Below are 24898 nucleotides of genomic sequence, written 5' to 3'. Positions count from 1 at the left end.
TGTCCGGAAGGCGCGCCGGGCGCCGGCGCGGGGAAAGCGATACGGGAAAAGCCGCGCGATTCTAGCATCCGTATCCGAATGCGCCGATGGCGCGAGAGATCCGCTTACAAACCGACGTACACGTCGACCCGCAGACGCTTCCAGGGGTTCCGGTCGGTGGCGAGGCGGCCGATGCGACCGACGATGGGCGTGCCCCGATCCATCTCCTCGGCCACCTCGCGGTTCGCGGCGCGGGGCAGGTAGCCCAGCTTGGCGCCGCGCCATTCGACCCGCACCGCGAAGGGGTCGTGGCGGTTGTCCGGCTCGCGGACGAGGACGAGCCGGTCGCCTTCGCGCAGCTCGTCCCACAGGATCTTGCCGCCGTAGTACTGGAAGCCCGCCAGCGGCGAGGTCTGCACCAGCACGCGCAGCTGCTGGGCCGCGGCCGGCGCGGCCAGGGCCAGGCCCAGCGCCGCGCTCCACAAGATTTCACGAAGCATCGAAGGCCCCGCGGATCCACTCGATGCGGGCCGCGTCGAGGCTGTCGAGGAGGATCGCGTCGAAGCGGCAGGCCCGGCTGGCGTGGCGGCGGCCGTCGCCGGCCAGCCAGTGCTGGGCGGCGAGGATCACCCGCCGCTGCTTGGCGCCGGTGATGCTGGCCGCGGCGCCGCCGAAGCGGCCGCTCTTGCGCAGGCGCACCTCGACGAACACCAGGCTGCGGCCGTCGTCGGCGATCAGGTCCACCTCGCCGCCGCGGCAGCGCACGTTGCGGGCGAGGATGGCGTAGCCGTGGGCTTCCAGATGGCGGGCCGCCAGGGCTTCGGCGGCGGCCCCGTCGCGCAGGTGGGTGGCTTGCATCGGCGCGCCGTCGCGCCCACAATCGCCCTCCGCCGATATATCCCGCGACGCCCGTCGCGCCCGCCATGCATCCCACACTGCCGGAATCCCCGCTCTCAAAGACGCCGTCATTGTATGTGGTGGCCACCCCGCTGGGGAACCTGCACGACATGGGGCTGCGGGCGCTGGCGGTGCTCAAGGCGGTGGACGCCATCGCCGCCGAAGACACCCGTCACAGCCAGCGGCTGCTCGACGCCTTCGGCATCGGCACCCGCCTCGTCGCCCTCCACGAACACAACGAGCAGGCCGCCGCCGGGCTGGTCATCAAGATGCTCGAGGAGGGCAAGCACGTCGCCCTCATCACCGACGCCGGCACGCCGGCCGTGTCCGACCCCGGCGCCCGGGCCGTGGCGCGGGTGCAGGACGCCGGTCACCCGGTGGTGCCGGTGCCCGGCGCCTGCGCCGCCATCGCCGCGCTGTCGGCCTCGGGCCTGGCGGATGGCCACTTCCACTTCCACGGCTTCCTGCCCACCAAGCCCACCGGCCGCCGGGCGGCGCTCGAGGCCCTGCGCAGCGTGCCCGGCACCCTGGTGTTCTACGAAGCGCCGCACCGCATCGCCGAGACCCTCGCCGACATCGCCGCAACCCTCGAGCCGACCCGCCAGATCGTCGTCGCCCGGGAACTCACCAAGCTCTTCGAGCAGATCGCGCGGATGCCCCTGGCCGACGCGCCCGGCTGGCTGGCGGCCGACCCCAACCGCGCCCGCGGCGAGTTCGTGCTGCTGGTCTCCGCCGCGCCGCCGACCGAAGGGCTCTCGCCCGAAGCCGAGCGGGTGCTGGGCCTGCTGATGGCCGAGCTGCCCCTCAAGACCGCGGCGCGCCTGGCCGCCGAGATCGCCGGCGCCCCCAGGAACGACCTCTACGCCCACGGCCTGCGCGTCAAATCGAGCGCCGGCAGTGAGGAATGACCCCCTGTGGCTGGTAAAATGCCGCAACTGTTAAACATTGCTTCATCGGACGAAATCCCATGTCGACCCTGACCCTCACCCGCCCCGACGACTGGCATCTGCATGTGCGCGACGGCGCCGCCCTGGCCGCGGTCGTGCCCGACACCGCCCGCCGCTTCGGCCGCGCGCTCATCATGCCCAACCTGCGTCCGCCGGTGACCGCCGTCGACCAGGCCGCCGCCTACCGCGAGCGCATCCTCGCCGCGGTGCCGGCCGGGCTCAAGTTCGACCCGCTGATGACGTTGTACCTCACCGACACCCTCAAGCCCGAGGAGATCGACAAGGCCGCCGACAGCGGCTTCGTGGTCGCCGCCAAGCTCTACCCGGCCGGCGCCACCACCAACTCGGACGCCGGTGTCACCGACATCGCCCGCATCTACCCCGTGCTCGAACGGATGGCGGAGCGGGGCATCGTTCTCTGTGTTCATGGCGAGGTCACCCATGCTGACGTTGATATCTTTGATCGCGAGCGCGTCTTTATCGATCGCGTACTGGCGCCGGTTGCAGCGCGCTACCCGTCCCTGCGCATCGTCTTTGAGCACATCACCACGTCCGAGGCGGCGCAGTTCGTAAGCGATGCCGGGCCGAACGTGGGCGCCACCATCACCGCCCACCACCTGCTGCTCAACCGTAACGCCATCTTCGCGGGCGGCATCCGCCCGCACCACTACTGCCTGCCGGTGCTCAAGCGCGAGACCCACCGGGAGGCGCTGGTGCGCGTGGCCACGTCGGGCAGCGCCAAGTTCTTCCTGGGCACCGATTCGGCCCCCCACGCCAAGAGCACCAAGGAAGCCGCCTGCGGCTGCGCTGGCTGCTACACCGCCCACGCCGGCATCGAGCTGTACGCCGAGGCTTTCGAGCAGGCCGGCGCCCTGGACAAGCTCGAAGCCTTCGCCAGCTTCAACGGCCCCGACTTCTACCGCCTGCCCCGCAACACCGACCGGATCACCCTGGTCAAGGAGAACTGGGACGTGCCCGGCGGCCTCGACTACCTGCCCGACGATCCGCTGGTGCCCCTGCGCGCCGGCGAGACCATCGGCTGGAAACTCATCTGACCCGACTCCCCCGATCCGACGATGCGTCCGACCCTGAAACGACTGCTGCTCCTGGCGCTCCTGCCGGCCCTCACGGCCTGCGAATACGAAGGCGCAGCCTTTCTCATCGACGGGCGCGACCAGTCGATTTCCCTTGTCCGCGAGCAGCAGCTCTTCTGGGACGACGAGGTCAGCCAGGCCATCGTCGTCTCCCGGATGCCCACCTGCCTGCGCCGCTACAGCATCAAGTCCGGCGTGGCCGGCAGCGTGAAGATGGAAGTCTTCGAAGCCGGCGACATGCTGTGGGCGCTCAAGCAGGGCAAGAACTGGTATCTCGCCGGCACCGAGCGCTGCGAGCTGCAGGCCTGGAAGGACGCCCCCGCCGAGCCGCCCGGCCGGCTGGTCGGCACCTTCACCCGCAAGGCCGACCGCCTGCAGTTCGTCGCCGCCGACAAACCCGCCACGCCGATCAAGCCCACCGGCCAATGAGCCCGGCGGCGCTGGCCGGCCTGACGCTGTTCGAACCCATCGCCGGGCTGCTCGCCCGGTTTCCGTTTGCGCGCCTGCCCGACGCCGCGGCGCTCACCGCGCTGCTGGCCGAAGTGGCTCCTGCCGCCGTGGCCGGCTCCGGCCTGCCGATCCGCTTCACGCTCCCGCCGGCTGGCGACATCGCCTACGAAGCCCACATCCACGCCACCGGCCAGGTGCCCACCCGCGCCGACGACTGGCACGACTTCTTCAACGCGCTGGCGTGGTGCGTCTGGCCCACGAGCAAGGCCGCCTGCAACGCGCTGCACCTGCGCGAACAGCAGGCCCGCCACGCCGCCGGCCTGCCCGGCCGCGGCCCGCTGCGCGACGCGCTCACCCAGTTCGACGAATGCGGCATCGTCGTCGTGTCGTCCGACCCCGCCATCCCCGCGCACCTCGCCCGCCACGAATGGGAAGCCGCCTTCTGGCACCGGCGCCAGCGCCTCGCCGACACCACGCGCTTCCTCGTCTTCGGCCACGGCAGCTGGGATCAGCTCCGCGCCCCCTTCGTCGGCCTGTGCGCCAAGGCCCTGTACCGCGTGGTCGAGCCCGGCTGGCTGGCGCTGCCCGACGCCGAGCGCCAGCGCGACACCGACGCCTGGCTCGCGGATCGCCTCACCGGGCAGCCCTTCGGCAAGGCCGATCTCTTTCCGCTGCCGCTGCTCGGTGTGCCCGGCGTGACCCCCCACAGCGAATCGCCCGACTACTACCGCGACACCCGCCAGTTCCGCCCGCTCCGTGCCGCGCATCGCGGCAAGGTGCACACAAGGCTGTAAGCGCCCCGCGATTTGCGGGAAAATAACGGGCTTGCCGGATGCCGTCCGGGTGTGCCCGCGCACCGGCCCCGAATTCAATCTCCAGGAACCGCCATGCTGCAGAAATTCTCCGCCTTCCCCGGCGTCGCCGGCCCCGTCGTCGTCATCGTGATGGACGGCTACGGCATCCCCAAGAACGACGCCGGCAGCGCCATCGCCGCCGCCCGCAAGCCCACCCTCGACAAGCTCTTCGCCGAATGCCCGCACATCACGCTGCGTGCCCACGGCACCGCGGTCGGCATGCCGTCGGACGACGACATGGGCAACTCCGAAGTCGGCCACAACGCCATCGGCGCCGGGCAGGTGTACGCCCAGGGCGCCGCGCTGGTGGCCAACGCCATCGCCGACGGCGCCATCTGGGCCGGCGACGCGTGGAAGGAGATCGTCGCGGGCGCCAAAGCCGGGGCGAACGGAAAAGAGGGCGTGCTCCACTTCATCGGCCTGTTCTCCGACGGCAACGTGCACAGCCACATCGACCACCTCAAGGCGATGGTCGCCCAGGCCAAGCTTGAGGGCGTGAAGACGGTGCGCATCCACGCCCTGCTCGACGGCCGCGACGTGCCCGAAACCAGCGCGCTGGAATACGTCGTGCCCTTCGAGGCCTTCCTGGCCGAGATCAGCGCCGACGGCTTCGACGCCCGCATCGCCTCCGGCGGCGGCCGCCAGTACATCACCATGGACCGCTACGACGCCAACTGGCCGATGGTCGAGAAGGGCTGGAAGACCCACGTGCTGGGCGAAGGCCCGCAGTTCGCCAACGCCACCGAGGCCGTCAATGGCCTGCGCGAGCGTAACCCCGGCACCATCGACCAGGATCTGCCCGAGTTCGTGATCGCCGAGGGCGGCAAGCCCATCGGCACCATCGAAGACGGCGACTCCGTCGTCTTCTACAACTTCCGCGGCGACCGCGCCATCGAGATCACCCGCGCCTTCGTCGAGGACGACTTCGACAAGTTCGACCGCGTGCGCGCGCCCAAGGTCACCTACGCCGGCATGCTCCAGTACGACGGCGACCTGCAGCTGCCCAAGCGCTTCCTCGTCGCCCCGCCGGCCATCAAGGATACGTCCGGCGAGTGGTTCAGCAAGATGGGCCTCGCCCAGTTCGCCTGCTCCGAAACCCAGAAGTTCGGCCACGTCACCTACTTCTGGAACGGCAACCGCTCCGGCAAGTTCGACGGCGAGACCTGGCAGGAAGTCCCCAGCGACGTCGTGCCCTTCGAGCAGCGCCCCTGGATGAAGGCCGCCGAGATCGCCGACGCGATGATTGCCGCGGTCAAGTCCGGCCAGTACAAGGTGCTCCGCTGCAACTTCGCCAACGGCGACATGGTCGGCCACACCGGCAACTTCCGCGCCGCCACCATGGCCGTCGAGGCCGTCGATCTGGCCCTCGCGCGCCTCCTGCCCGCCATCGAGGCCGCCGGCGGCGTGGCCCTCATCACCGCCGACCACGGCAACGCCGACGAGATGTTCGAGCTGGACAAGAAGACCAAGCAGCCCGCCCAGAACAAGGACGGCAGCTTCAAGGCCAAGACCGCCCACACCCTCAACCCGGTGCCGCTGGTGCTGTTCGACAAGGTGACCGGCGGCAAGCTGGGCCTCAAGCAGACGGAAACCGCCGGCCTCTCCAACATCGCCGCCACCGTCGCCAATCTGGTCGGGCTCGACAAGCACGCCAAGTGGGACGACAGCGTGCTTGAAGTGAAGTAAGCCGGATCGGCCGCAGCCGGGCCGTAAATCACAAAGGGCGCGTACCGCAGGGTGCGCGCCCTGTGTCTTTCAGCCCGCCTCGCCTGTGCGGCGGGCGGCTAGCCCGTCGGGAAGATCCGGCCCAGCACCGCCAGCAGCGCCGCCGGCTTGAACGGCTTTATCAGATAGCCATTCACCCCCAGGTCGCGCAGCTCGGTGACCCGCCCGGGGTCGTTCTCGGCGGTCACCATCACGATGGGCAGAGTCTTGTGCGTGGCGCGGATCTTCTGCACCAGCTCGCTGCCGTTCATCTCCGGCATGTTCCAGTCGCTCAACACCAGATCGAACTGCTTCTTGGACAGCAGATCGAGGGCGGCCTGCCCGCTTCCCGCCCCCATCGCCTCGAAGCCCTCGCTCTTGAGCAGCGCCATCACGACACTCCGTATGGATGCCATGTCATCGACCACCAGAACGCGTCGCGCCGCCTTGTTCATGCAACTGGCCTCCGTCGGCTAAACCTCATCTCCCCGCTGCGCCCGGCGCCAGCCCTCAATCCCGATCCACACCACGAAGACCAGCACCCACAGGCCGAACGCCGCATCCGCCAAAGGTTTGCCGAGCAAGGCCGAAAGGCCCACCTTGAACGGCACCCCAATCCCAATAGCGGCTGCAGCCACGACGATCTTGAGCAGCAGGCCGGCGGTGGATGGCGGCGCCTTCTTTCGGACGCGTGTCCTCTGTGCGATGCGCTCCGCCTTCACGGCATCCAGATCCGCCTCCACCCGCACCGGCCCATCGCGAAAGGTGGCCCACGCCAGATACCCGAAGAGCACGCACACCACCCCGAAAAACGCCGTCATCAGGCTGAACTGGATCGGCGACGTGCTGAAGAAGACCTGCACCGACTTCGCGCCGCGATACTGCCCGCTCGCCAGCCCCTCGACGAGCGTCTTGGCCGATCCCAAGGAGAAGACGGCGGAGCAGAGGAGAACGGCGAGGTAGCGGAGATGCATGGGAGCGTGATTGAAGGCAACTTTCGCGCTATTGCTGACCGGAAGGCCTTGAAGCGCTGGGGCTTCCACATTGTCGGCAAAAAAACGGCTCGTTTGTGCAACGTCTGATTCCGTAGGTCGGGTTAGCGCAGCGTAACCCGACATCCCCCCGCAGGAATTGAACCAGGAGGCGGTCTCGTTAACATTCCCAAGGGCTCTCTTTGAAGATCGCTGGCACAGTTTTACTGTTGCAGCCTTTGATACACCGATAGATGGTGCCAGGAGACTTATCGAAGTAGGGGGCTGATTCGCACGGCCGATATTTGCTGGAGGTCGTGATTCGATACGTCGCACCAGATAGCGGAAACTTTCGTCCAGCCGGGCACGAAAACATGCGTGTGCGCCCGCCATTCATCGCATTCCCGAACTCAGGGCACTCGACATTCATGTCATAAGGCCTGGACCATACTCCATTGCCGGGGCCGCGAATGATGTAAAGCTCATAATAGCTATCGCTTCCAATGTGGATGCGCTCGCTAAGTCGATTGCGCCCCTCCGCGCCACCGTAGCCTGCGGCCGAGGCGACGGTTGGAAAAAGCAGACAAGCAATTAAGCACGATAGTTCTTTCATGATGCCCTCACTTACTTGACTGACCGCCTGACGTCGAGGTCACCGGCACTGCGCGGCTTTATCGCGCGACGTACAGCGTACCGCAGCGGATGTTGAGACTGTCAGCGAAACGTAACCCGACGTGTTGAAACGAAAACATGAACGAATCGCGCGGTTGCCGGGGGCTGTGGGAGGCGAATTCTGCTGGAGTGACAACGCTATTTTTGATGCACGAGGCGTCGGGTTGCGTTGCCCTGAGCCGATCCTGCGTGACTTGAACTAAGCATCGACCTCGACGAGGAGCGGAGTGTGGTCGCTTGCCCGGTACCACGCTGCATGGGTGCCGATGTCGACATGTTTCAGGCGATCCAACCAGGAAAAGGGCATGAAGCAGTAATCAATGTGGTAACCCTTCGATGGGTTCTTGTGGAGAAAGAACGTGGGTTCGCTCTCACTTCCATGCGGTACGCCCCGCATAGCGTGGAAGGCGCTTCCTAGTCCCTGCGCGGCGAGCTTTTCAACCATTGCAGAATGATTCAGATGCTTGGGGTGATCTCCGTCCCAGATTGCATTGGAGTTGAAGTCGCCCATAAAGACGACGGGCCCATTCCTGAAAGCGTCGTCGTATAGCTCGATAGCCGCGGTGGCGGCACGCACGTACTTAAGGTTCTGGTCACCCAGAGTCCAGACTGCAAAAAGGGTGAACTCAACGGGGCCGGTGATTTGAAAGGGCACAATATAACTAGGCACACCGGATTTTTCGGGCAGGGGCGTCGCCGAGTAAGGGGGGCGAGCTATCACGGCCACGCCTTGGTTGGGATTGAGTCCGAACCAACTGACTCCTTTGAGTTCAGCTCGTGGCCTCGCTATTTCCTGGATGACGGCAATGTCAGCCTGAAGGTGATCGATCCACGGGGCCTTTTTCGAAAATTGTCCGCGCCCAGCATTCCAGGTCACAACGCGCATTTCTTCTGATCCTCAACGTCAAGTATCGAAGCGCCGGCATCTCACCGATGCCCCCCTCCATTTGCCACATCCCCTTCGCTCAATCCCACCGTGTAATGCCCGCCATCCTCCTTCTTCAGGGCCAGCAGATCGTAGGTCTTCACCATGTCCAGCAGGCCCGAGTGTCCGTAATTGGCGGGTGAAAAGCCGGGGTCGGTGCGTTTGAGGTACTGGCCGAGGGATGCAAGAGAGATGCGGCCCTCCGATGTGCCGGCGGCGAGGAGGGCGACGGCGTCGGCGACGAACTTGGGGCGGCGTTTGACGACAGCGGGCTTGAGGGGCTCGGTCTTTGCCGGGGCCGGTTTGTCGGCAGGGTGTTCGGTGGTGCTCGCAACCGGGGCGGGGGCCGGCGTCCATTCGAAGAACTGGTCGCTGGCGTTGCGCAGGGCGTCGGGGGTCTTTGCTTCGCCAACGATGCAGACGGTGGCGCCCCGTTCGCGGAGCTTGCGGCACAGATAGGCGAAGTCTGAGTCGCTGGTGACGAGGCAGAACTTGTCGGCCCGGTGGTCGAACATCGCCTCAAGGGCGTCGAGGGCCAGGGCGATGTCGGCGGTGTTCTTCCCCGCGGCGTATTGGTACTGCAGGCAGGGCGTGAAGGCTTGGCGGACGAGGGCTTCCTGCCACGTTTTCGAGAGCGTGGTGTGGTTGCCGTAGCCGCGACGCAGCACCACGCGGCCGAATTGCGCCACTACGCGCAGGGCGTATTCGAGGATGTCGGGTGTGGTGTTGTCGCAATCGACGAGGACGGCAACGCGGGCTTCGGCGGGCAGGTGGGGGGCGCTCATCGTGGGCGGGGGATGCTGTGGGAACGTACTAATGTTAATGGCAAACAGCGTGGTATGCCCCGGTGACCGTCAGGCACCGGCACGTTCGGGCTGGCAGGACTGCCGTCCCGTCATCGCCCCGCGCGAGGCGTGTGATCCTGACGGGTGTTCGGGGGTGAGCGCCGGCGCGCCTTATCTGGCCAGACTCAGTCCCATCTCAACCGATCCAGATTCTCCTCATTCGCCGGCTTCACGATGTGGGCGACGGCTTCGGCGATGCGGGCGTCGGCGAAGGTCTGGTTCCAGCCTATGTCGGGTTAGCGCAGCGTAACCCGACATCCCCAGCCGGATGCTACTCGCACCCGACGCTTTCAAAACACATCGAGTCGCCCCTCGATCCAGCGCATAAACGCTGGCCTGATATAGCGGACAGGGCTGGCGTATGACCAATCCGTGGGGCGGGCCTGGCCGTATCGATGTTGCCAGATGGCATGCTCGCCTTTCTTCAATCGCGCCGTGTCGGGTTACGCTAACCCGACCTACGTAATCTGCGGGAGCCCTGCGATCTCCACCCCCAACCGATCCAGATTCTCCTCGTTCGCCGGCTTCACGATGTGGGCGACGGCTTCGGCGATGCGGGCGTCGGCGAAGGTCTGATCCCAGTGGAGCGTGGTGCCGTCGCCGGTGGGTTCGAGGGTGATGGCGAGTCGGAAGAAGGGTGCGCAGGTGTGCTGGATCACCACGCGGCGTTCGGGTTCGATGTGCTCGAAGCGGGATTCGTTGGGGTGAACGGTGCCGTCGGGGCCGATCATGTCGAAGCGCCATTCGCCGCCGGGCTGGAAGTCGAAGGCGTGGAAGCGGTTGGTGAAGCCGAGTGGCCCCCACCAGCGGACGAGGCGTTCGGGGTTGCGGATGGCCTCGAAGAGGGTGGCTGGCGAAGCGGCGAAATAGCGGGTGGTGCTGAAGGTGGTCATGGCCTTGCGTCGCCTCCGGGTGATGGCTTGCAGATTGGGTGTGCATGCCCACTATAGCGATTGGGGCGGTGGCTTGTCAGGCCGTGTAGCCAGATGGTTTGTTCGCCTTTTGCCAATCGCGCCGTGTCGGGTTGCGCTGCGCTACGCGACTGGACCCGGTCCGGGTATGCTGATGCTTGCTGGCTTCAGCGTCTTGGGTAAAGAGTGCGGTGATGGCAACCGGAGCGGATGTGGCGAGTGCGGTGCTGCTGGTAGGGGGTATCGCCTACCTGGGCTATCGCGTGGCGAAGTGGTGCACCCGTATCACGCCGCCGATGGTGGGGGCTGTGGTGGCCTGCCTAGGCACCCAGGGCGCGGCGGGGGTCTTCAGTTACCTCTTCGCCGCCATCTTTCTGCCCGCGGCCGGCGATCAGGCCACCGGGCATGGCATGTGGCTCGCCTATTTTGTGGTGCCCACCACGTTTCTGGTGAGCCTCTTCGCGGCGCTCTACGCCGGCGTGGAGAACGTGGCCGCCCCGCCGGAGCCCGGGCAATCCACCGAAAGCAAACCCGACGAGGGCAAGGGCGGCGGCACGACGTGAGCGCGCAGCGCGCTGCATCGCGAGACTCGCCATCCTTCGTTCACCGCCGCGCCTTGGCCGTGTAAGCCTTGTCGCCTTGGGTTGTTGCCCGCTGATGTAGGTCGGGGCGGCGCAGCGTAACCCGACACCCGCCATGCATGATCGACAGGCCATTGTTCCCGATGGCGCCCTCTGCTGCTTCCTTGGCATGCCCCCTCCTTTGCGGGACTGGGTGATGCCTCAAACACAAAAATTCGGACAGGCCCCATTCGCAGGGCTGCGTGAAGCATTCGCAAGGCTGCGTGAAGCATTTGCAAGGCTGCGTGAAGCAATCGCAGGGCTGCGTGAAGCAATCGCAGGGCTGCGTGAAGCATTCGCAGGGCTGCGTGAAGCATTCGCAAGGCTGCGCGAAGCATTCGCAGGGCTGCGTGAAGCATTCGCAGGGCTGCGCGAAGCATTCGCAGGGCTGCATGAAGCATTCGCAACCCTGCGCGATGCACTGCAGGTCGGTGTGCGGATGCCTGCGTCGGTCGGGCTTTCGGCCGACGCGATAGCGGGTGGAGGGGGGCGGGGTGAAGTGGGGGGCGAACGATGGGGGTGGGGCGGGCGGTGGCTTGATGCACCAAGCCGGTGCTTGTTGCACCGCATTAGGGCTGCTCGGGGCCCTCGCACCCCCGGTTTTCCGCGAAAAACCGCCTGGCACGATGCCTGCTAAGTGCTTGTTGCCCGTCGGCAGTGTCGCCGCGGGCGGCATTGCCTCCGCCAACGACGGCGGAACCCGAGAGCGTCGCGTGCGCAAGCACCTGCAACCTCGTTGTTCCAACCCGACTTTGATCCGCGTTCCGCGGGGGCCATGATGTCTGCGCCGCTCGTCTCCCGAGCCCTGGCAAGGATGTCCTGAATGTCCCCGGCAGGTGCCCGGACGTGCAGGATTCATCATGAAAATCATTGTTGTCGGCCACGGCATGGTGGGCCACAAGTTCCTCGAAGAACTTCAGTCGCTCGCAGTCGCCCCTACCGAAGTCACCGTGCTGTGCGAGGAGCCCCGGGCTGCCTACGACCGGGTGCATCTCTCCGAATTCTTCGCCGGCAAGACGGCCGACGACCTCTCGCTGGTGGAGCCGGGCTTCTTTGACAAGACCGGCTTTGCCCTGCGGCTCAACACCCGTGCCACCGCCATCGATCGTCGCAACAAGACGGTGACCACCGCCGACGGCGAGGTGCTGGCCTACGACAAGCTGGTGCTGGCCACCGGCTCCACGCCCTTCGTGCCCCCCGTGAAGGGCAACGACCGGGCCGACTGCTTTGTGTACCGCACCATCGAGGATCTGGAGGCGATGACCGAATGCGGCGCCCGCTCGAAGACCGGCGTGGTGGTGGGCGGCGGGCTGCTGGGCCTGGAATGCGCCAAGGCCCTGCGCGATCTGGGCCTCGAGACCCACGTGGTGGAGTTTGCCCCGCGCCTGATGGCGGTGCAGGTGGATGACGACGGCGGCCGCATCCTGCGCAGCAAGATCGAAGAACTGGGCGTGAAGGTGCACACCAGCCGCAACACCGTGGAGATCGTCGATGGCGCCCGCGGCCGGCATCGCATGGTGTTTGCCGATGGCTCCTACCTCGAGACCGACATGATCGTGTTCTCCGCCGGCATCCGCCCGCGGGATGAACTCGCCCGCCAGAACGCGCTGGCGGTGGGCGCCCGCGGCGGCGTGGCGGTGAATGACCACTGCGGCACCAGCGATCCGGACATTTACGCCATCGGCGAATGCGCGGCGTGGAAGGACATGGTGTATGGCCTGGTGGCGCCGGGCTACGACATGGCCCGCGTGGTGGCCCGCCACATCGCCGGCCAGTCGGGCAGCGATTTTGCCGGCGCCGACATGAGCACCAAGCTCAAGCTGATGGGCGTGGATGTGGCGAGCATCGGCGATGCCCAGGGCCGCACGCCCAACTGCCGCAGCTTCCGCTACATGGACGAGGTGAAGCAGGTCTACAAGAAGATCGTGGTGAGCGAGGACGGCAAGCGCCTGATCGGCGCCGTGCTGGTGGGCAACGCCGACGAATACGGCACCCTGCTGCAGATGGCGCTGAACGGCATCGCGCTGCCGGCCGACCCCGAGTTCCTGATCCTGCCGTCCAGCGACGGCAAAGCCAAGCCGGGCCTGGGCGTGGATGCCCTGCCCGACAGCGCCCAGATCTGCTCGTGCAACAACGTCACCAAGGGCCAGATCTGCGCGGCGGTGGCCGACGGTGTGAACAACATCGGCGACATGAAGGCCTGCACCAAGGCGGGTGCCACCTGCGGCGGCTGCGTGCCGCTGGTTACCCAGGTGATGAAGGCGGAGATGGCGCGCCTGGGCATGGCGGTGAACAACCACCTGTGCGAGCACTTCCCGTATTCGCGCCAGGAACTCTTCCACCTCATCAAGGTGGGCGAGATCAAGACCTTCGACGAACTCATCGCCAAACACGGCAAGGGCCTTGGCTGCGACATCTGCAAGCCCACCGCGGCGAGCATCTTCGCCTCGTGCTGGAACGAGTTCGTGCTGAAGAAGGATCTGGCCGCCCTGCAGGACAGCAACGACTACTTCCTGGGCAACATCCAGAAGGACGGCACCTATTCGGTGGTGCCGCGCATGCCCGGCGGCGAGGTGACCCCGGACGGCCTGATCGCCGTGGGCCAGGTGGCCAAGAAGTACGGCCTCTACACCAAGGTGACGGGCGGCCAGCGGGTCGATCTGTTCGGCGCCCGCGTCGAGCAGCTGCCGCTGATCTGGGAAGAGCTGATCGCTGCCGGCTTCGAATCCGGCCACGCCTACGGCAAGAGCCTGCGCACCGTGAAGAGCTGCGTCGGCTCCACCTGGTGCCGCTACGGCGTGGATGACAGCGTGGGCCTCGCGGTGGAGCTGGAGAACCGCTACAAGGGCCTGCGCGCCCCCCACAAGATCAAGTTCGGCGTATCGGGCTGCACCCGCGAGTGCGCCGAAGCCCAGGGCAAGGATGTGGGCATCATCGCCACCGACAAGGGCTGGAACCTCTACGTGTGCGGCAACGGCGGCATGAAGCCGCGCCACGCCGAGCTGATCGCCGCCGACCTCTCCAAGGAGAAGCTGGTGCAGCTGATCGACCGCTTCCTGATGTTCTACGTGCGCACCGCCGACCGCCTGCAGCGCACCAGCACCTGGCGCGACAACCTGGAAGGCGGCCTCGACTACCTGAAGGACGTGGTGGTGAACGACAGCCTGGGCCTTGCCGCCGAACTGGAGGCCCAGATGCAGCACGTGGTGGAGACCTACCAGTGCGAATGGAAGACCGCCGTCACCAACCCGGACGTGCGCAAGCGCTTCCGCACCTTCGTCAATAGCGACAAGGCCGACGAGCACATCGTCTTCGTGGAGGAGCGCGGCCAGATCCGCCCCGCCCGCCCCGAAGAACGCGCCGCCGCCACCCTTGCCGAACCCGCCTGAGGAGCACGCCCATGAGCATCGCACCCCTTGAATGGACCACCGTGTGCGCGGTGGACGACATCCTGCCCAACACCGGCGTCAGCGCGCTGGTGGCCGGGCGCCACGTGGCGGTCTTCCGCGTGGGCGACACGCAGTTCTACGCCATCGACAACGTGGACCCGAAATCCGGCGCCAGCGTCCTCTCCCGGGGGCTGGTGGGCAACCTGGGGGAACACGTCGTGGTGGCCTCGCCGCTCTACAAGAACCACTTCGACCTCGCCGACGGGGTGTGCCTGGAGGCGCCGGAACATTCGGTGCGCGCCCACTCGGTGCGCGTCGAGGATGGCACCGTGCAGGTGGCCCTGGGCTGACCGCGCCGATCCGCAGTACCGCAACCCCCATCGCCTGAATCAACCCGCCGGCAATAAAACCCTCGACGGAACCGTGCCGTCCGGCCCCAGGGCCGGGCAGGCACGGAGCGATCGACGCTGCCGGCTTCCACGAAGGAAACCAAAATGGCCTACCTCGCTCCTGCCGAATTCGTCACCAAGATGGTGGACGCCGGTGAATCCAAGCTGCTCATGTCCACCCGCGACACCCTGATCCGCGCCTACATGGCCGGCGCCATCCTGGCGCTGGCGGCCGCCTTTGCGGTGACCGTGTCGGTGAACACCGGCAACCCGCTGATCGGCGCGCTGCTGTTCCCGGTGGGCTTCTGCATGCTCTACCTGCTGGGCTTCGACCTGCTGACCGGGGTGTTCACCCTGGCCCCGCTGGCGGTGATGGACAAGCGCGCCGGGGCCACCTGGGGCGGCGTGATGCGCAACTGGAGGCTGGTGTTTACCGGCAACTTCGCCGGCGCCCTCACCGTGGCGGTGTTCATGGCCATCATCTTCACCAGCGGCTTCACCGAGGCGCCCAACGCCGTCGGGGTGAAGATCGGCCACATCGGCGAAGGCCGCACGGTGGGCTACGCCGCCCACGGCGCCGCCGGCATGCTCACCCTGTTCATCCGCGCCGTGATGTGCAACTGGATGGTGTCCACCGGCGTGGTGGCCGCGATGATGTCCACCAGCGTGTCGGGCAAGGTCATCGCCATGTGGATGCCGATCCTGGTGTTCTTCTACATGGGCTTCGAGCACAGCATCGTGAACATGTATCTGTTCCCGTCGGGCCTGATGCTGGGCGGCAACTTCACCTTCATGGATTACATGATCTGGAACGAGATCCCCACCGTGCTGGGCAACCTCGTCGGCGGCCTGACCTTCGTGGGCGCCACCCTGTACTCCACCCACTACAAGACCGCGCCGAAGCGCCGCGCCGCCTGAGCGTGGCAACGGCCGCCCTGCGGGTGAGCCTTGGTCAGGCATCCCTGGCCGGGGATCACCCCGTCAATCAGGATTTCCACGGGGCCCTGCTGCCCAAGGGCCACCTGCTGGCCAGCAAGGGCATCGCGCTGGCGATTGCCGACGGGATCAGCTCCAGCAGCGTGAGTCGGCTCGCCAGCCAGACGGCGGTGGGGGCCTTCCTGGAGGATTACTACGCCACCGCCGAGGCGTGGTCGGTGCGGCGGGCGGCGGAGCGGGTGCTCTCCGCCACCAACTCGTGGCTGTATTCCCAGACGATGGGGGGCGAGGGGCGCTTCGAGAAGGACCGGGGCTTCGTGTGCACCTTCAGCGCCCTCATCCTCAAGGGGCGCGACCTGCACCTGCTCCACGTGGGCGATTCGCGCATCTACCGGCTGCACGCCCAGGCGCTGGAACAGCTCACCGAGGATCACCGGGTGCGCATGTCGTCCACCGAGTCGTATCTGGGGCGGGCGCTGGGCACCGGGCCCCATGTGGAGATCGATTACCGGGGCTGGGCGGCCGAGGTGGGCGAGGTGTACCTGCTGGCCACCGACGGCGCCTACGGTTTTGTGCAGGCCGACGACATCCACGCCGCGCTGGCCCGCCACGGGGACGACCTGGACGCGGCGGCGGTGGAACTCGTCGGGCTGGCCCGCCGCCGCGGCTCCACCGACGACGCCACCCTGCAGCTGCTGCGCATCGACGCGCTGCCGGCGAGCGATGCGCCCCACCCGCAGCTGCACCGGGAGGGGCTGGCCTTGCCGCCCGCCCTCGCGCCGGGGATGGATTTCGAGGGCTTCACCATCCTGCGCGAGCTGCAGGTGAGCGCCCGCAGCCACCTGCATCTGGCGGTGGATCGGGCCAGCGGGCTGCAGTACGTCATCAAGACGCCATCGGTGGACCTGAGCCAGGACGCCGATTACCTCGACCGCTTCGTGCTGGAGGAATGGATCGCCCGCCGGGTGGACAGCCCCCATGTGGCGAAGACCTGGCCTGGCAACCGCCCGCGCAGCCACCTCTTCGTGGCGATGGCCTTCATCGACGGCCAGACCCTCGCCCAGTGGCGGGTGGATAACCCGAAGCCGAGCCTCGAGAGCGTGCGCGGCATCGTCGCGCAGATCGCCCAGGGACTGCAGGCCCTGCACCGGCGCGAGATGCTCCATCAGGATCTGCGCCCCGAGAACGCGATGATCGACGCCCAGGGCACGGTGACGCTCATCGACCTGGCCAACGCCCACGTGGAGGGGCTGGCGGAGTATCGCCGGGACGCCCTCGCCGCCGGGGTGCCCGGCACCCTGCAATACGCTGCGCCGGAATACCTGCTGGGCGAAGGCGGCAGCCCGCAGAGCGAGCTGTTCTCGCTGGCGGCCATCGCCTACCAGCTCCTCACCGGCCAGCTGCCCTACGGGCTGGAGGCCGCCCGCGTGCGCAGCACGGCTGACCTGCGCCGCCTGCGTTACGTGCCGGCGCGCCATCTGCGCCCCGATCTGCCGGCGTGGGTGGACGCGGTGCTCGCCAAGGCCCTCAGCCCCCAGCCGGACAAGCGGCAGGCGGTGATCTCGGAGTTCGTGCAGGACTTGAAGGCGCCGGGCGCGCAGTTCCAGCATCGGCGCGTCACCCCGTTGATCGACCGCGACCCGGTGCTGTTCTGGAAGGGCAGCACCGCGCTGCTGGGGCTGGCGGTGGTGGCGCTGCTGGCGCTACGGGCCTTCGGGCACTGAGCGGGGCGGTGAACGCAGAAAGGGGGCCGAAGCCCCCTTTCCTTCGTCCGTCGAACCGCGGAGTTACTGGTTCTTGAACTCGGCCTTGTTGGTTTCAAGGATGTCGGCGCTAGTTGCAGATATTGATGCCCGGGCAGCGCCGTGAATTCGCTTCTCGGCGACGCTCTTGCTCTGCCTGCCATTGCCGCTGGGCTTCATCTTGCTGGCGTTGGCGTTCAGCAGCTTCGTCCTGGGATCTCTCACGGATATAGTCGTCTTGCTCTCGCCTTCGATCCTGCCGGGATTGCTCGGAGTCGTCGTCTGAACTCCTGTTGCTGCGGCCTCTGGGCTGAGTGGGACCGGCGGCAATGAGCCTCTTTTTCAGCTCTGGAGATTGCAGGCCGTCCTTAGTCCAGAAAAACTCGACCTCATGAGTCATGCCGGAATACGTCCCCTGTTCAGTGACGCTCGCTTCAGAGAATAGGGGGAGATAGACCGTGTCGTAGCTACGGCCCTCGCTGAATTGGCATTTCTGGCGATTCTTTACTGGTTTGCATGAAAAGCCGTAAATACTTGAGGTAAACGAGCCGAGGCGGAACTCTCCGAGCAGACTTGGCCTGCTGTAATAGTCAAAGGAAGCCGGGCTCGTGCGGACGAGGCGACCGTAGGGGCCGGTCTGGTTGGTTTTTTCCATCATGTAGACACTGAGCAGTCGCAATACCTCGTCGTTGGTCGGGGCGATATTGCGGGCGGCTTTGTCGAGCATTTGCTTCTGAAGCTGAGCTTGCTGGCGCGCAACTTCTGCCTCTGCTGCTCGGCGTGCTAGTTCGCGGGCCCGCTCTTCCTTGGCCTCAAGCTGGGCCCGTTTGCTTCGGGTGCCATCGGTGAGCACCTTGTCCTGCTCCGCGAGTGTGCGTAGGAAAGGTGTGGAGTAAAGACGACCCAGTACATCCTGAAGCCCCGCTGTATCTTGCGTTTGGTTGATCTGGCGCAGAGCTTCGGGGCGTGCTTCGGTCAGGATGGATTGTGCGAATCGTGTATAAATTTCGGAAGGGCTTTGCTGAGAGGGCTCCGCAGGGCGTGCGCGCAGTAGGCATATTTCGATGTTGTTCTGCCGAAAACGATCAAAACCGTTCAGGTCTTGAAGCCCGGGCTTTCCACCCTGGGAAGACACAAAGGAATTAAGTGCGGCTTGGTAAATGTTCAGAAGCTGATCTGCGTAACCTTGCTCGCGCGCTTTCAGGGTTTCATCCTGTTGGGCGAGCACCACTCGGTTATGTTCAAGATCGGCACGCATTTTATCGAAATCGATTGACCTTGCACTTGCCTCTGCGGGTGTGACTAAGCCGTAGCGCGGCCGTTGCTGACCTGCGCTGCCGATCAGACTTCCAAAATCTACGGGTTTGCGCTGCTGTACAGGCGCTGTGGGTTGCCCTGAGTTCGGGCGTGGCGGTGCGTCGAATCGAGGATGAGAGGCCACCTTGATCTGCGCGTTGGTCCGATCGACGTTGAAGCGCCAAACATGTCGATCAGCGGCTATCGATTGGCCCGTGAGCATCAGATCGTCAAAGCGACGGGTGTCAACGCTGATGCTTGCTGTACGGAGCAGATTTGGATCGAGGCGCCCCGGTACGCAGTGGATGGATAGCGGAGCAGACTCTTTGAATGCAGGAGGTTTGGTGCGAGGGCTCAAGAGCGGGTTATAGGTTTTGCCCGGCGGGTCGTAGGCATTTGGTACGGCGCCAGGAACGAACACGTTTATCAGCCCGTTGTTTCCTGCTTGTGTTGAGCGTTGGCCGGTCTGCGCCTGTTGTTGAATTGAGGTGCATCCGGTGCATAGCGCGACACTAGTCGCAATGACGATAGACCTGCGCATTCGTTGAGTCTCCAACTAGGAAGTTTTGGTGAGACGGTACGTGGATGGTTCCTTGATGCTTGCGAACTAATCCATGAGTTACTGTAATGATATTTGGATTCTAAGGTTCTTGGTTCGCTTTTATATGGATTGAGTTCTTTCGTGTCTCTGATTGCATTGACCTGTGTAGTCCGTGGGCGTGCTCCCGGGCAGCAACGAGACGCAATCTGTGATAAGTGGCGCGTTACAACAAAAAGGGAGGCCGTAGCCTCCCTTCCTGTTGCCGCCGAACCGCGGAGTTACTGGTTCTTGAACTCGGCCTTGCGCTTCTCGACGAAGGCGGCCATGCCTTCCTTCTGGTCGTCGAGGGCGAAGGCGGCGTGGAAGACGCGGCGCTCGAAGAGCAGGCCCTCGTTGAGGCTGGATTCGAAGCTGCGGTTGATGGATTCCTTGATCATCATGACCACCGGCAGCGAGTAGCCGGCGATGGTGGCGGCGGCGGCGAGGGCTTCCTCCACCAGCTTGTCGGCGGGGATCACGCGGGCCACGAGGCCGGCCTTCTCGGCCTCAAGGGCGTCCATCATGCGGGCGGTGAGGCACATGTCCATGGCCTTGGCCTTGCCGATGGCGCGGGGCAGGCGCTGGGTGCCGCCGGCGCCGGGCAGGGTGCCGAGCTTCACTTCCGGCTGGCCGAACTTGGCGGTGTCGGCGGCAAAGATCATGTCGCAGCTCATGGCAAGCTCGCAGCCGCCACCCAGGGCGAAGCCGGCCACCGCGGCGATCACCGGCTTGCGGAAGGTCTTGAGGCGCTCCCAGTTGCGGGTGATGTAGTCGCCCTTGTAGGCGTCCATGTAGCTGAACTTGGCCATCATGCCGATGTCGGCGCCGGCGGCGAAGGCCTTCTCGGAGCCGGTGATGACCACGCAGCCGATGTTCTCGTCGGCCTCGAAGCCGTCGAGCGCCACGCCCAGCTCATCGACGAGGTCGTCGTTGAGGGCGTTGAGGGCCTTGGGGCGGTTGAGGGTGATGAGGCCAACCTTGCCGCGGGTCTCGACGATGATGTTCTGGTAATCCATGTGTCCTCCAGGTGTGTTTTGGTCAGATCGCCCCGGCACGGCGCAGGCCGTCGATGGCGTCGGGGGTGAAGCCCCAGTCTGCGAGCACGTCCTCGCCCGTGGCGCCGACTTGCGGCGGCCGCGGTGTTGCCGGGGTGCTGCGGCTGAAGCGGGGGGCCGGGGCGGGCTGCACGACGCCGCCCACCTCGATGAAAGTGCCGCGGGCCCGATTGTGCGGGTGTTCCGGCGCTTCGTCCATGTCCAGCACCGGCGCCACGCAGGCATCGCTACCCTCCATGAGCACACACCACGCGTCGCGCGTGCGGGTGGCCAGATGGGCGGCGAGGCGGGTCTTGAGTTCGGGCCAGCGGGCGCGGTCCCACTGCTGGCTGAAATCCGGGTCGTCGATGCCGGCCTTCTGCAGGAAGAGCGCGTAGAACTGCGGCTCGATGGGGCCGATGGAGAGGTACTTTCCGTCGGCGCAGCGGTAGGTGTCGTAGAAGTGGGCGCCGCCGTCGAGCAGGTTGCTGCCGCGGGTCTGCCCCCACTGGCCCATGGCCTTGAGGGTGTACATCATGGTCATGAGCAGCGCCGAACCGTCGGTCATCGCCGCGTCCACCACCTGACCCTGGCCCGAGCCGCGCGCCTCGGTGAGCGCGGCGAGCACGCCGACCACCAGCAGCATCGCACCGCCACCGCAGTCGGCCACCAGGTTGAGGGGCACCACCGGCTTGCCGCCGGGCTCGCCGATGGCGTGCAGCGCGCCGGAGAGCGACAGGTAGTTGATGTCGTGCCCGGCGGCGTGGGCCAGCGGCCCGCTCTGGCCCCAGCCGGTCATGCGGCCATAGACGAGGCGTGGGTTGGCGTTGAGGCTGTCGTCCGGCCCCAGGCCCAGGCGCTCCATCACGCCGGGGCGGTAGCCCTCGACGAGGATGTCGGCTTTTGCCACCAGCTCGCGGGCGGCGGCGAGGCCTTCGGGCTTCTTGAGATCGAGCGTGACGACGCGGCGGGAGCGGTTGAGGATGTCGATGTTGGGATCGAAGAGTGGACTGCCCCCGGAACCGCCGCTTGGCGGCGCTTCCGCCCCCCGAGGGGGCGTCGGGGCGTCTTGGGACGGCCCGGCGTCGCCCCGACTGGCCGAAGCCGGCTTGGCGCCGGGGGCGGGCTTGCGTTCGATGCGCACGACTTCGGCGCCCAGGTCGGCGAGGATCATCGCGGCCATGGGGCAGGGGCCGAGGGCGGCGAATTCGACGACTTTGATGCCGTGGAGGGGGCCCATTGGTTTTGTCTCCTTTATTTTTGTATGCGGTGCTTGTTGTATGCGCCGTTGGCCGGGGTGTCGTTCCACGGCCGGGTTTGCACACCCGGCCGGCTGCGGCGGCGCGGAGCAGTGCTCCGCGAAACCCCGCCTCCGCCCCCGGCGGGCGACTTCCTTTCTTGCTTCGCCAAGAAAGGAAGCAAAGAAGGCGACCCGGCTTCACCGGTCATTCGCTATGCGAATGACTCCCTGCGCTGCTCGAAGCGGGCGGCCGGCGCGGAACTCGCCGGCTGCGCCGGCTCAGACAGCCGCGCCGGAAGGCCCCGCCCGCTTCTCCGCTGCTCGGCGGTTCAGACGGGCTTTGGTTGAGCACCGAGCCTCTTCGGGAGCCTCGGGTGGTTTGGGATGGTCTTTCCGTGGCGAACTTGCGTTCGCCTCGACAACTCACGCGTCGTAAAGGGTGTGAAGGGCGTAGCGAGCGGCCTGAGGTTGCGACGAGGAACGCAGCCGTACTTGAGTACGGCGAGTACCGGAATCGCAAGATCGGGCCGCGCAGTAGCCCGGCGCGCCCTTTACTCCGCCGCGATGCTCCGGCCGATGACGAGCCGCTGGATGTCGTTGGCGCCTTCGTAGATCTGGCAGATGCGCACGTCGCGGTAGATGCGCTCGACCGGGAAGTCGCTGGTGTAGCCCACGCCGCCGTGGATCTGGATGGCGTCGGAGGCGATCTTTTCGGCGGCTTCGGAGGCGAACATCTTGGCCATCGAGGCTTCCTTCAGGCAGGGCTTGCCGGCGTCCTTGAGCTGGGCGGCGCGCCACACCATCAGGCGGGCGGCGTCGAGCAGGGTGTTCATGTCGGCCAGCTTGAAGTTGACGGCCTGGTGCTCGATGATCGGCACGCCGAAGGTGACGCGCTCACGGGCGTAGCGGACGGCGGCTTCGAACGCGGCGCGGGCCATGCCGATGCTCTGGGCGGCGATGCCGATGCGGCCGGCTTCGAGGTTGGAGAGGGCGATCTTGTAGCCTTCGCCCTCCTTGCCCAGCAGCGCGGTGGCGGGCACGCGGCAGTTCTCGAGGATGATCTGCACGGTGTCGGAGGCGTGCTGGCCCATCTTCTCTTCGGTGCGGCCGACGATGAAGCCCGGGGTGGCGGTGGGCACCAGGAAGCAGCTGATGCCCTTCTTGCCGGCGGCCTTGTCGGTGACGGCGAAGACGATGGCCATGTGGGCGTGCTTGCCGGTGGTGATGAACTGCTTGACGCCGTTGAGCACGAAGCTGTCGCCTTCACTGTCCTGCACTCGGTCGGCGCGGGTGGTGATGGCGCCGGCGTCGGAGCCGGTGTGGGGCTCGGTCAGGCAGAAGCAGCCGAGCTTCTCGCCGCGGGCGAGCGGCTTGAGCCATTCTTCCTTCTGCCGGTCGGTGCCGTACTTCTGGGTGATGCCACAGGCCAGCGAGTTCTGCACCGACACGATGGTGGAGGTGGCGCCATCGCCGGCAGCGATTTCTTCGAGGGTGAGCACCAGGCTCATGTAGTCCATGCCGGCGCCGCCCCATTCTTCGGGCACGCACATGCCCATCGCGCCCAGCTCGCCGAGTTCCTTGAGGGCCTGGGCGGGGAAGGTGTGGTGCTTGTCCCATTCGGCGGCGAAGGGGGCGAGGCGCTCCTGGGCGAAGGCGCGCATGGAGTCGCGGATCATTTCCTGTTCTTGGGTGAGGATCATGGTGCGGTGTCCTTTTGGTGTTTCTTGCGTTGTTCGTGTGGGCCGTTTGCACCGGCCGGCGGGTTGTCTGGAGCGCGGCGTTCGGTCCGTCGGCCCTGTTGTCGCCGTGGGGTTGCAGGACGGCTTTCCGTTGTCTGGAGTTGCGTTGGCGGGGACTCGCCCCCGCAGGCGACCTACTTCTTTGCGTCGCCAAAGAAGTAGGCAAGAAAGGCGACCCGGCCATCCCGGTCATCCGCTTTGCGGATGACTTCCCTGCGCTGCTCGCAACAGGCGGCCGGCGCAGAACTCGCCCTGCGGGCTCAGACAGCTGCGCCGGAAAGCCCCGCCTGTTGCTCCGCTGCTCGGCGGGATGGAACGGGCTTTATTCTGGCTCCGAGCCTTTCCTGAGCGGTCGTGTGCCGGGTCAGCCTTCGTAGGTCGGGTTAGCCCGTAGGGCGTAACCCGACTTCCGGGGCTGCCTTACAGCATCTCCACGGCCAGGGCCGTGGCTTCGCCGCCGCCGATGCACAGGCTGGCGATGCCGCGCTTGCCGCCGGTCTTCTTGAGGGCGCCGAGGAGGGTGACGATGATGCGGGCACCGGAGGCGCCGATGGGGTGGCCCAGGGCGCAGGCGCCGCCGTGGATGTTTACCTTGGCGTGATCCAGCTTCAGATCATGGATGGCGGCCATGGTGACCACGGCGAAGGCTTCGTTGATTTCCCACAGATCCACGTCGGCGACGCTCCAGCCGGTCTTGGCGAGGAGCTTCTGCATGGCACCGACCGGGGCGGTGGCGAACAGGTTGGGCTGGTGGGCGTGGGTGCTGTGGCCGACGATCCTGGCGATCGGCGTGAGGCCCTTGGCTGCGGCGGTGGAGGCGCGCATCAACACCAGCGCGGCGGCGCCGTCGGAGATGGAACTGGAGTTGGCCGGGGTCACGGTGCCGTCCTTGCGGAAGGCGGGCTTGAGGGTGGGGATCTTGTCGAGGTTGGCCTTGGGGGGCTGCTCGTCGCTGGCGATGGTCACGTCGCCCTTGCGGCCGGCCACGGTGACGGGGGTGATTTCCCACTCGAAGGAGCCGTCCTTGATGGCGGCCTGGGCGCGGGTGAGGGACGCAATGGCGTAGGCGTCCTGCTGCTCGCGGGTGAAGTTGTAAAGGCCGGCGCAGTCTTCGGCGAAGGTGCCCATCAGGCGGCCCTTCTCGTAGGCGTCTTCGAGGCCGTCGAGGAACATGTGGTCCATCACCTGGCCGTGGCCGAGGCGGAAGCCGCCGCGGGCCTTGGGCAGCAGGTAGGGGGCGTTGGTCATGGATTCCATGCCGCCGGCGATCATTACGTCGTTGGTGCCGGCGGTGAGGAGGTCGGCGGCGAGCATGGTGGCTTTCATGCCGGAGCCGCACATCTTGTTGACGGTGGTGCAGCCGGCCGACAGGGGCAGCCCGCCACCGAGGGCAGCTTGACGGGCCGGGGCCTGGCCCTGGCCGGCGGGCAGCACGCAGCCGAAGATGACTTCTTCGACGGTGTCGGCGGCGATGCCGGCGCGCTCGACGGCGGCCTTGATGGCGATGCCGCCGAGCTGGGCGGCGGTGAGGCTGGCGAAGTCACCCTGGAAGCCACCCATCGGGGTGCGGGCGGCGGAGACGATGACGATCGGGTCGTTGGCGTTGCTCATTCGGAATTCCTTTTAAGTTCTGTGAGGCGTGAGGCGTGAGGAGTGAGGAGTGAGGAGGCCGGGCTGGGCGGTT

At 66.4% G+C, this 24898-nt stretch carries 22 protein-coding genes; 10 read left to right on the top strand and 12 right to left on the bottom strand.

The window, feature by feature from the left end:
• Nucleotides 1–104: 104 nt before the first annotated feature.
• Together ACE3N6_RS15250 and ACE3N6_RS15245 are read right to left on the bottom strand one after the other, a co-directional pair.
• The gene (locus ACE3N6_RS15250) at nucleotides 105–479 is read right to left on the bottom strand and encodes an HIRAN domain-containing protein (protein ID WP_374246638.1); all 375 of its coding nucleotides are present in this window, start codon (nucleotides 477–479) and stop codon (nucleotides 105–107) included.
• Complete coding sequence (locus ACE3N6_RS15245) at nucleotides 469–837, bottom strand: YraN family protein (protein ID WP_374246637.1); 369 nt, start codon at nucleotides 835–837, stop codon at nucleotides 469–471. Before ACE3N6_RS15245 ends, ACE3N6_RS15250 begins: the two co-directional genes overlap by 11 nt.
• A gap of 65 nt (nucleotides 838–902) precedes the next feature.
• Between ACE3N6_RS15245 and rsmI the strand changes: the two genes are divergently transcribed.
• The 5 genes from rsmI to gpmI all read left to right on the top strand — a co-directional run bounded on the left by rsmI (nucleotide 903) and on the right by gpmI (nucleotide 5907).
• Entirely contained in the window at nucleotides 903–1784 is an 882-nt protein-coding gene (gene rsmI, locus ACE3N6_RS15240; protein WP_374246636.1) for a 16S rRNA (cytidine(1402)-2'-O)-methyltransferase, read from the top strand.
• Between the two features lie 59 nt (nucleotides 1785–1843).
• Nucleotides 1844–2878, top strand: a complete 1035-nt coding sequence (gene pyrC, locus ACE3N6_RS15235; protein ID WP_374246635.1) for a dihydroorotase — start codon at nucleotides 1844–1846, stop codon at nucleotides 2876–2878.
• A gap of 21 nt (nucleotides 2879–2899) precedes the next feature.
• Nucleotides 2900–3346, top strand: a complete 447-nt coding sequence (locus ACE3N6_RS15230; protein ID WP_374246634.1) for a hypothetical protein — start codon at nucleotides 2900–2902, stop codon at nucleotides 3344–3346.
• Nucleotides 3343–4161 carry a DUF3025 domain-containing protein gene (locus tag ACE3N6_RS15225; protein WP_374246633.1) on the top strand — a complete coding sequence of 273 codons (819 nt, stop codon included), beginning with the start codon at nucleotides 3343–3345 and terminating at the stop codon, nucleotides 4159–4161. Before ACE3N6_RS15230 ends, ACE3N6_RS15225 begins: the two co-directional genes overlap by 4 nt.
• Before the next feature lie 93 nt (nucleotides 4162–4254).
• Nucleotides 4255–5907: a 2,3-bisphosphoglycerate-independent phosphoglycerate mutase gene (gene gpmI / locus ACE3N6_RS15220; RefSeq protein WP_374246632.1), complete on the top strand. Its 1653-nt coding sequence runs from the start codon at nucleotides 4255–4257 to the stop codon at nucleotides 5905–5907.
• Between the two features lie 98 nt (nucleotides 5908–6005).
• On the opposite strand, the gene ACE3N6_RS15215 is transcribed toward gpmI, so the two are convergent.
• The 5 genes from ACE3N6_RS15215 to ACE3N6_RS15195 form a co-directional block, all read right to left on the bottom strand.
• Nucleotides 6006–6380 carry a response regulator gene (locus ACE3N6_RS15215; RefSeq protein ID WP_374246631.1) on the bottom strand — a complete coding sequence of 125 codons (375 nt, stop codon included), beginning with the start codon at nucleotides 6378–6380 and terminating at the stop codon, nucleotides 6006–6008.
• 18 nt (nucleotides 6381–6398) lie between these two features.
• Entirely contained in the window at nucleotides 6399–6899 is a 501-nt protein-coding gene (locus ACE3N6_RS15210; protein WP_374246630.1) for a hypothetical protein, read from the bottom strand.
• A gap of 868 nt (nucleotides 6900–7767) precedes the next feature.
• The gene (locus ACE3N6_RS15205) at nucleotides 7768–8454 is read right to left on the bottom strand and encodes an endonuclease/exonuclease/phosphatase family protein (RefSeq protein ID WP_374246629.1); all 687 of its coding nucleotides are present in this window, start codon (nucleotides 8452–8454) and stop codon (nucleotides 7768–7770) included.
• A gap of 41 nt (nucleotides 8455–8495) precedes the next feature.
• The gene (locus ACE3N6_RS15200; protein ID WP_374246628.1) at nucleotides 8496–9278 is read right to left on the bottom strand and encodes an NYN domain-containing protein; all 783 of its coding nucleotides are present in this window, start codon (nucleotides 9276–9278) and stop codon (nucleotides 8496–8498) included.
• Between the two features lie 518 nt (nucleotides 9279–9796).
• Nucleotides 9797–10231, bottom strand: coding sequence for an SRPBCC domain-containing protein (locus ACE3N6_RS15195; RefSeq protein ID WP_374246627.1), 435 nt, complete (start codon nucleotides 10229–10231; stop codon nucleotides 9797–9799).
• A gap of 212 nt (nucleotides 10232–10443) precedes the next feature.
• Here ACE3N6_RS15195 and ACE3N6_RS15190 point away from each other — a divergent pair, with 212 nt between their 5' ends.
• The 5 genes from ACE3N6_RS15190 (at nucleotide 10444) to ACE3N6_RS15170 (ending at nucleotide 17307) form a co-directional block, all read left to right on the top strand.
• Entirely contained in the window at nucleotides 10444–10812 is a 369-nt protein-coding gene (locus ACE3N6_RS15190) for a hypothetical protein (RefSeq protein WP_374246626.1), read from the top strand.
• A 917-nt stretch (nucleotides 10813–11729) separates the two neighbouring features.
• Nucleotides 11730–14258: a nitrite reductase large subunit NirB gene (nirB, locus tag ACE3N6_RS15185; protein ID WP_374246625.1), complete on the top strand. Its 2529-nt coding sequence runs from the start codon at nucleotides 11730–11732 to the stop codon at nucleotides 14256–14258.
• 11 nt (nucleotides 14259–14269) lie between these two features.
• Nucleotides 14270–14608: a nitrite reductase small subunit NirD gene (gene nirD, locus ACE3N6_RS15180; RefSeq protein WP_374246624.1), complete on the top strand. Its 339-nt coding sequence runs from the start codon at nucleotides 14270–14272 to the stop codon at nucleotides 14606–14608.
• Nucleotides 14609–14752: 144 nt separating this feature from the next.
• On the top strand, nucleotides 14753–15565 hold the full coding sequence (locus tag ACE3N6_RS15175) for a formate/nitrite transporter family protein (protein WP_374246623.1): 813 nt from the start codon (nucleotides 14753–14755) through the stop codon (nucleotides 15563–15565).
• 2 nt (nucleotides 15566–15567) lie between these two features.
• Nucleotides 15568–17307, top strand: a complete 1740-nt coding sequence (locus ACE3N6_RS15170; protein WP_374246622.1) for a protein kinase — start codon at nucleotides 15568–15570, stop codon at nucleotides 17305–17307.
• Nucleotides 17308–17416: 109 nt separating this feature from the next.
• Here ACE3N6_RS15170 and ACE3N6_RS15165 read toward each other — a convergent pair whose 3' ends face one another.
• From ACE3N6_RS15165 to ACE3N6_RS15145, 5 genes are all read right to left on the bottom strand, one after another.
• Nucleotides 17417–19162 carry a hypothetical protein gene (locus ACE3N6_RS15165; RefSeq protein ID WP_374246620.1) on the bottom strand — a complete coding sequence of 582 codons (1746 nt, stop codon included), beginning with the start codon at nucleotides 19160–19162 and terminating at the stop codon, nucleotides 17417–17419.
• A 278-nt stretch (nucleotides 19163–19440) separates the two neighbouring features.
• Nucleotides 19441–20217, bottom strand: a complete 777-nt coding sequence (locus tag ACE3N6_RS15160) for an enoyl-CoA hydratase (protein ID WP_374246619.1) — start codon at nucleotides 20215–20217, stop codon at nucleotides 19441–19443.
• A gap of 22 nt (nucleotides 20218–20239) precedes the next feature.
• A complete protein-coding gene (locus tag ACE3N6_RS15155) occupies nucleotides 20240–21475 on the bottom strand; it encodes a CaiB/BaiF CoA transferase family protein (protein WP_374246618.1) in 1236 nt (411 codons plus the stop codon).
• 551 nt (nucleotides 21476–22026) lie between these two features.
• Entirely contained in the window at nucleotides 22027–23175 is a 1149-nt protein-coding gene (locus tag ACE3N6_RS15150; RefSeq protein WP_374246617.1) for an acyl-CoA dehydrogenase family protein, read from the bottom strand.
• A 459-nt stretch (nucleotides 23176–23634) separates the two neighbouring features.
• The gene (locus ACE3N6_RS15145; RefSeq protein ID WP_374246616.1) at nucleotides 23635–24825 is read right to left on the bottom strand and encodes an acetyl-CoA C-acetyltransferase; all 1191 of its coding nucleotides are present in this window, start codon (nucleotides 24823–24825) and stop codon (nucleotides 23635–23637) included.
• Between the last annotated feature and the right edge of the window lie 73 nt (nucleotides 24826–24898).

Origin of the sequence: Zoogloea sp., assembly GCF_041904905.1 — a bacterium.
Classification (GTDB): Bacteria; Pseudomonadota; Gammaproteobacteria; order Burkholderiales; family Rhodocyclaceae; genus Zoogloea.
Note: the sequence above shows the minus strand (reverse complement) of the source record. Positions and strands in the feature narration are given on the sequence as shown.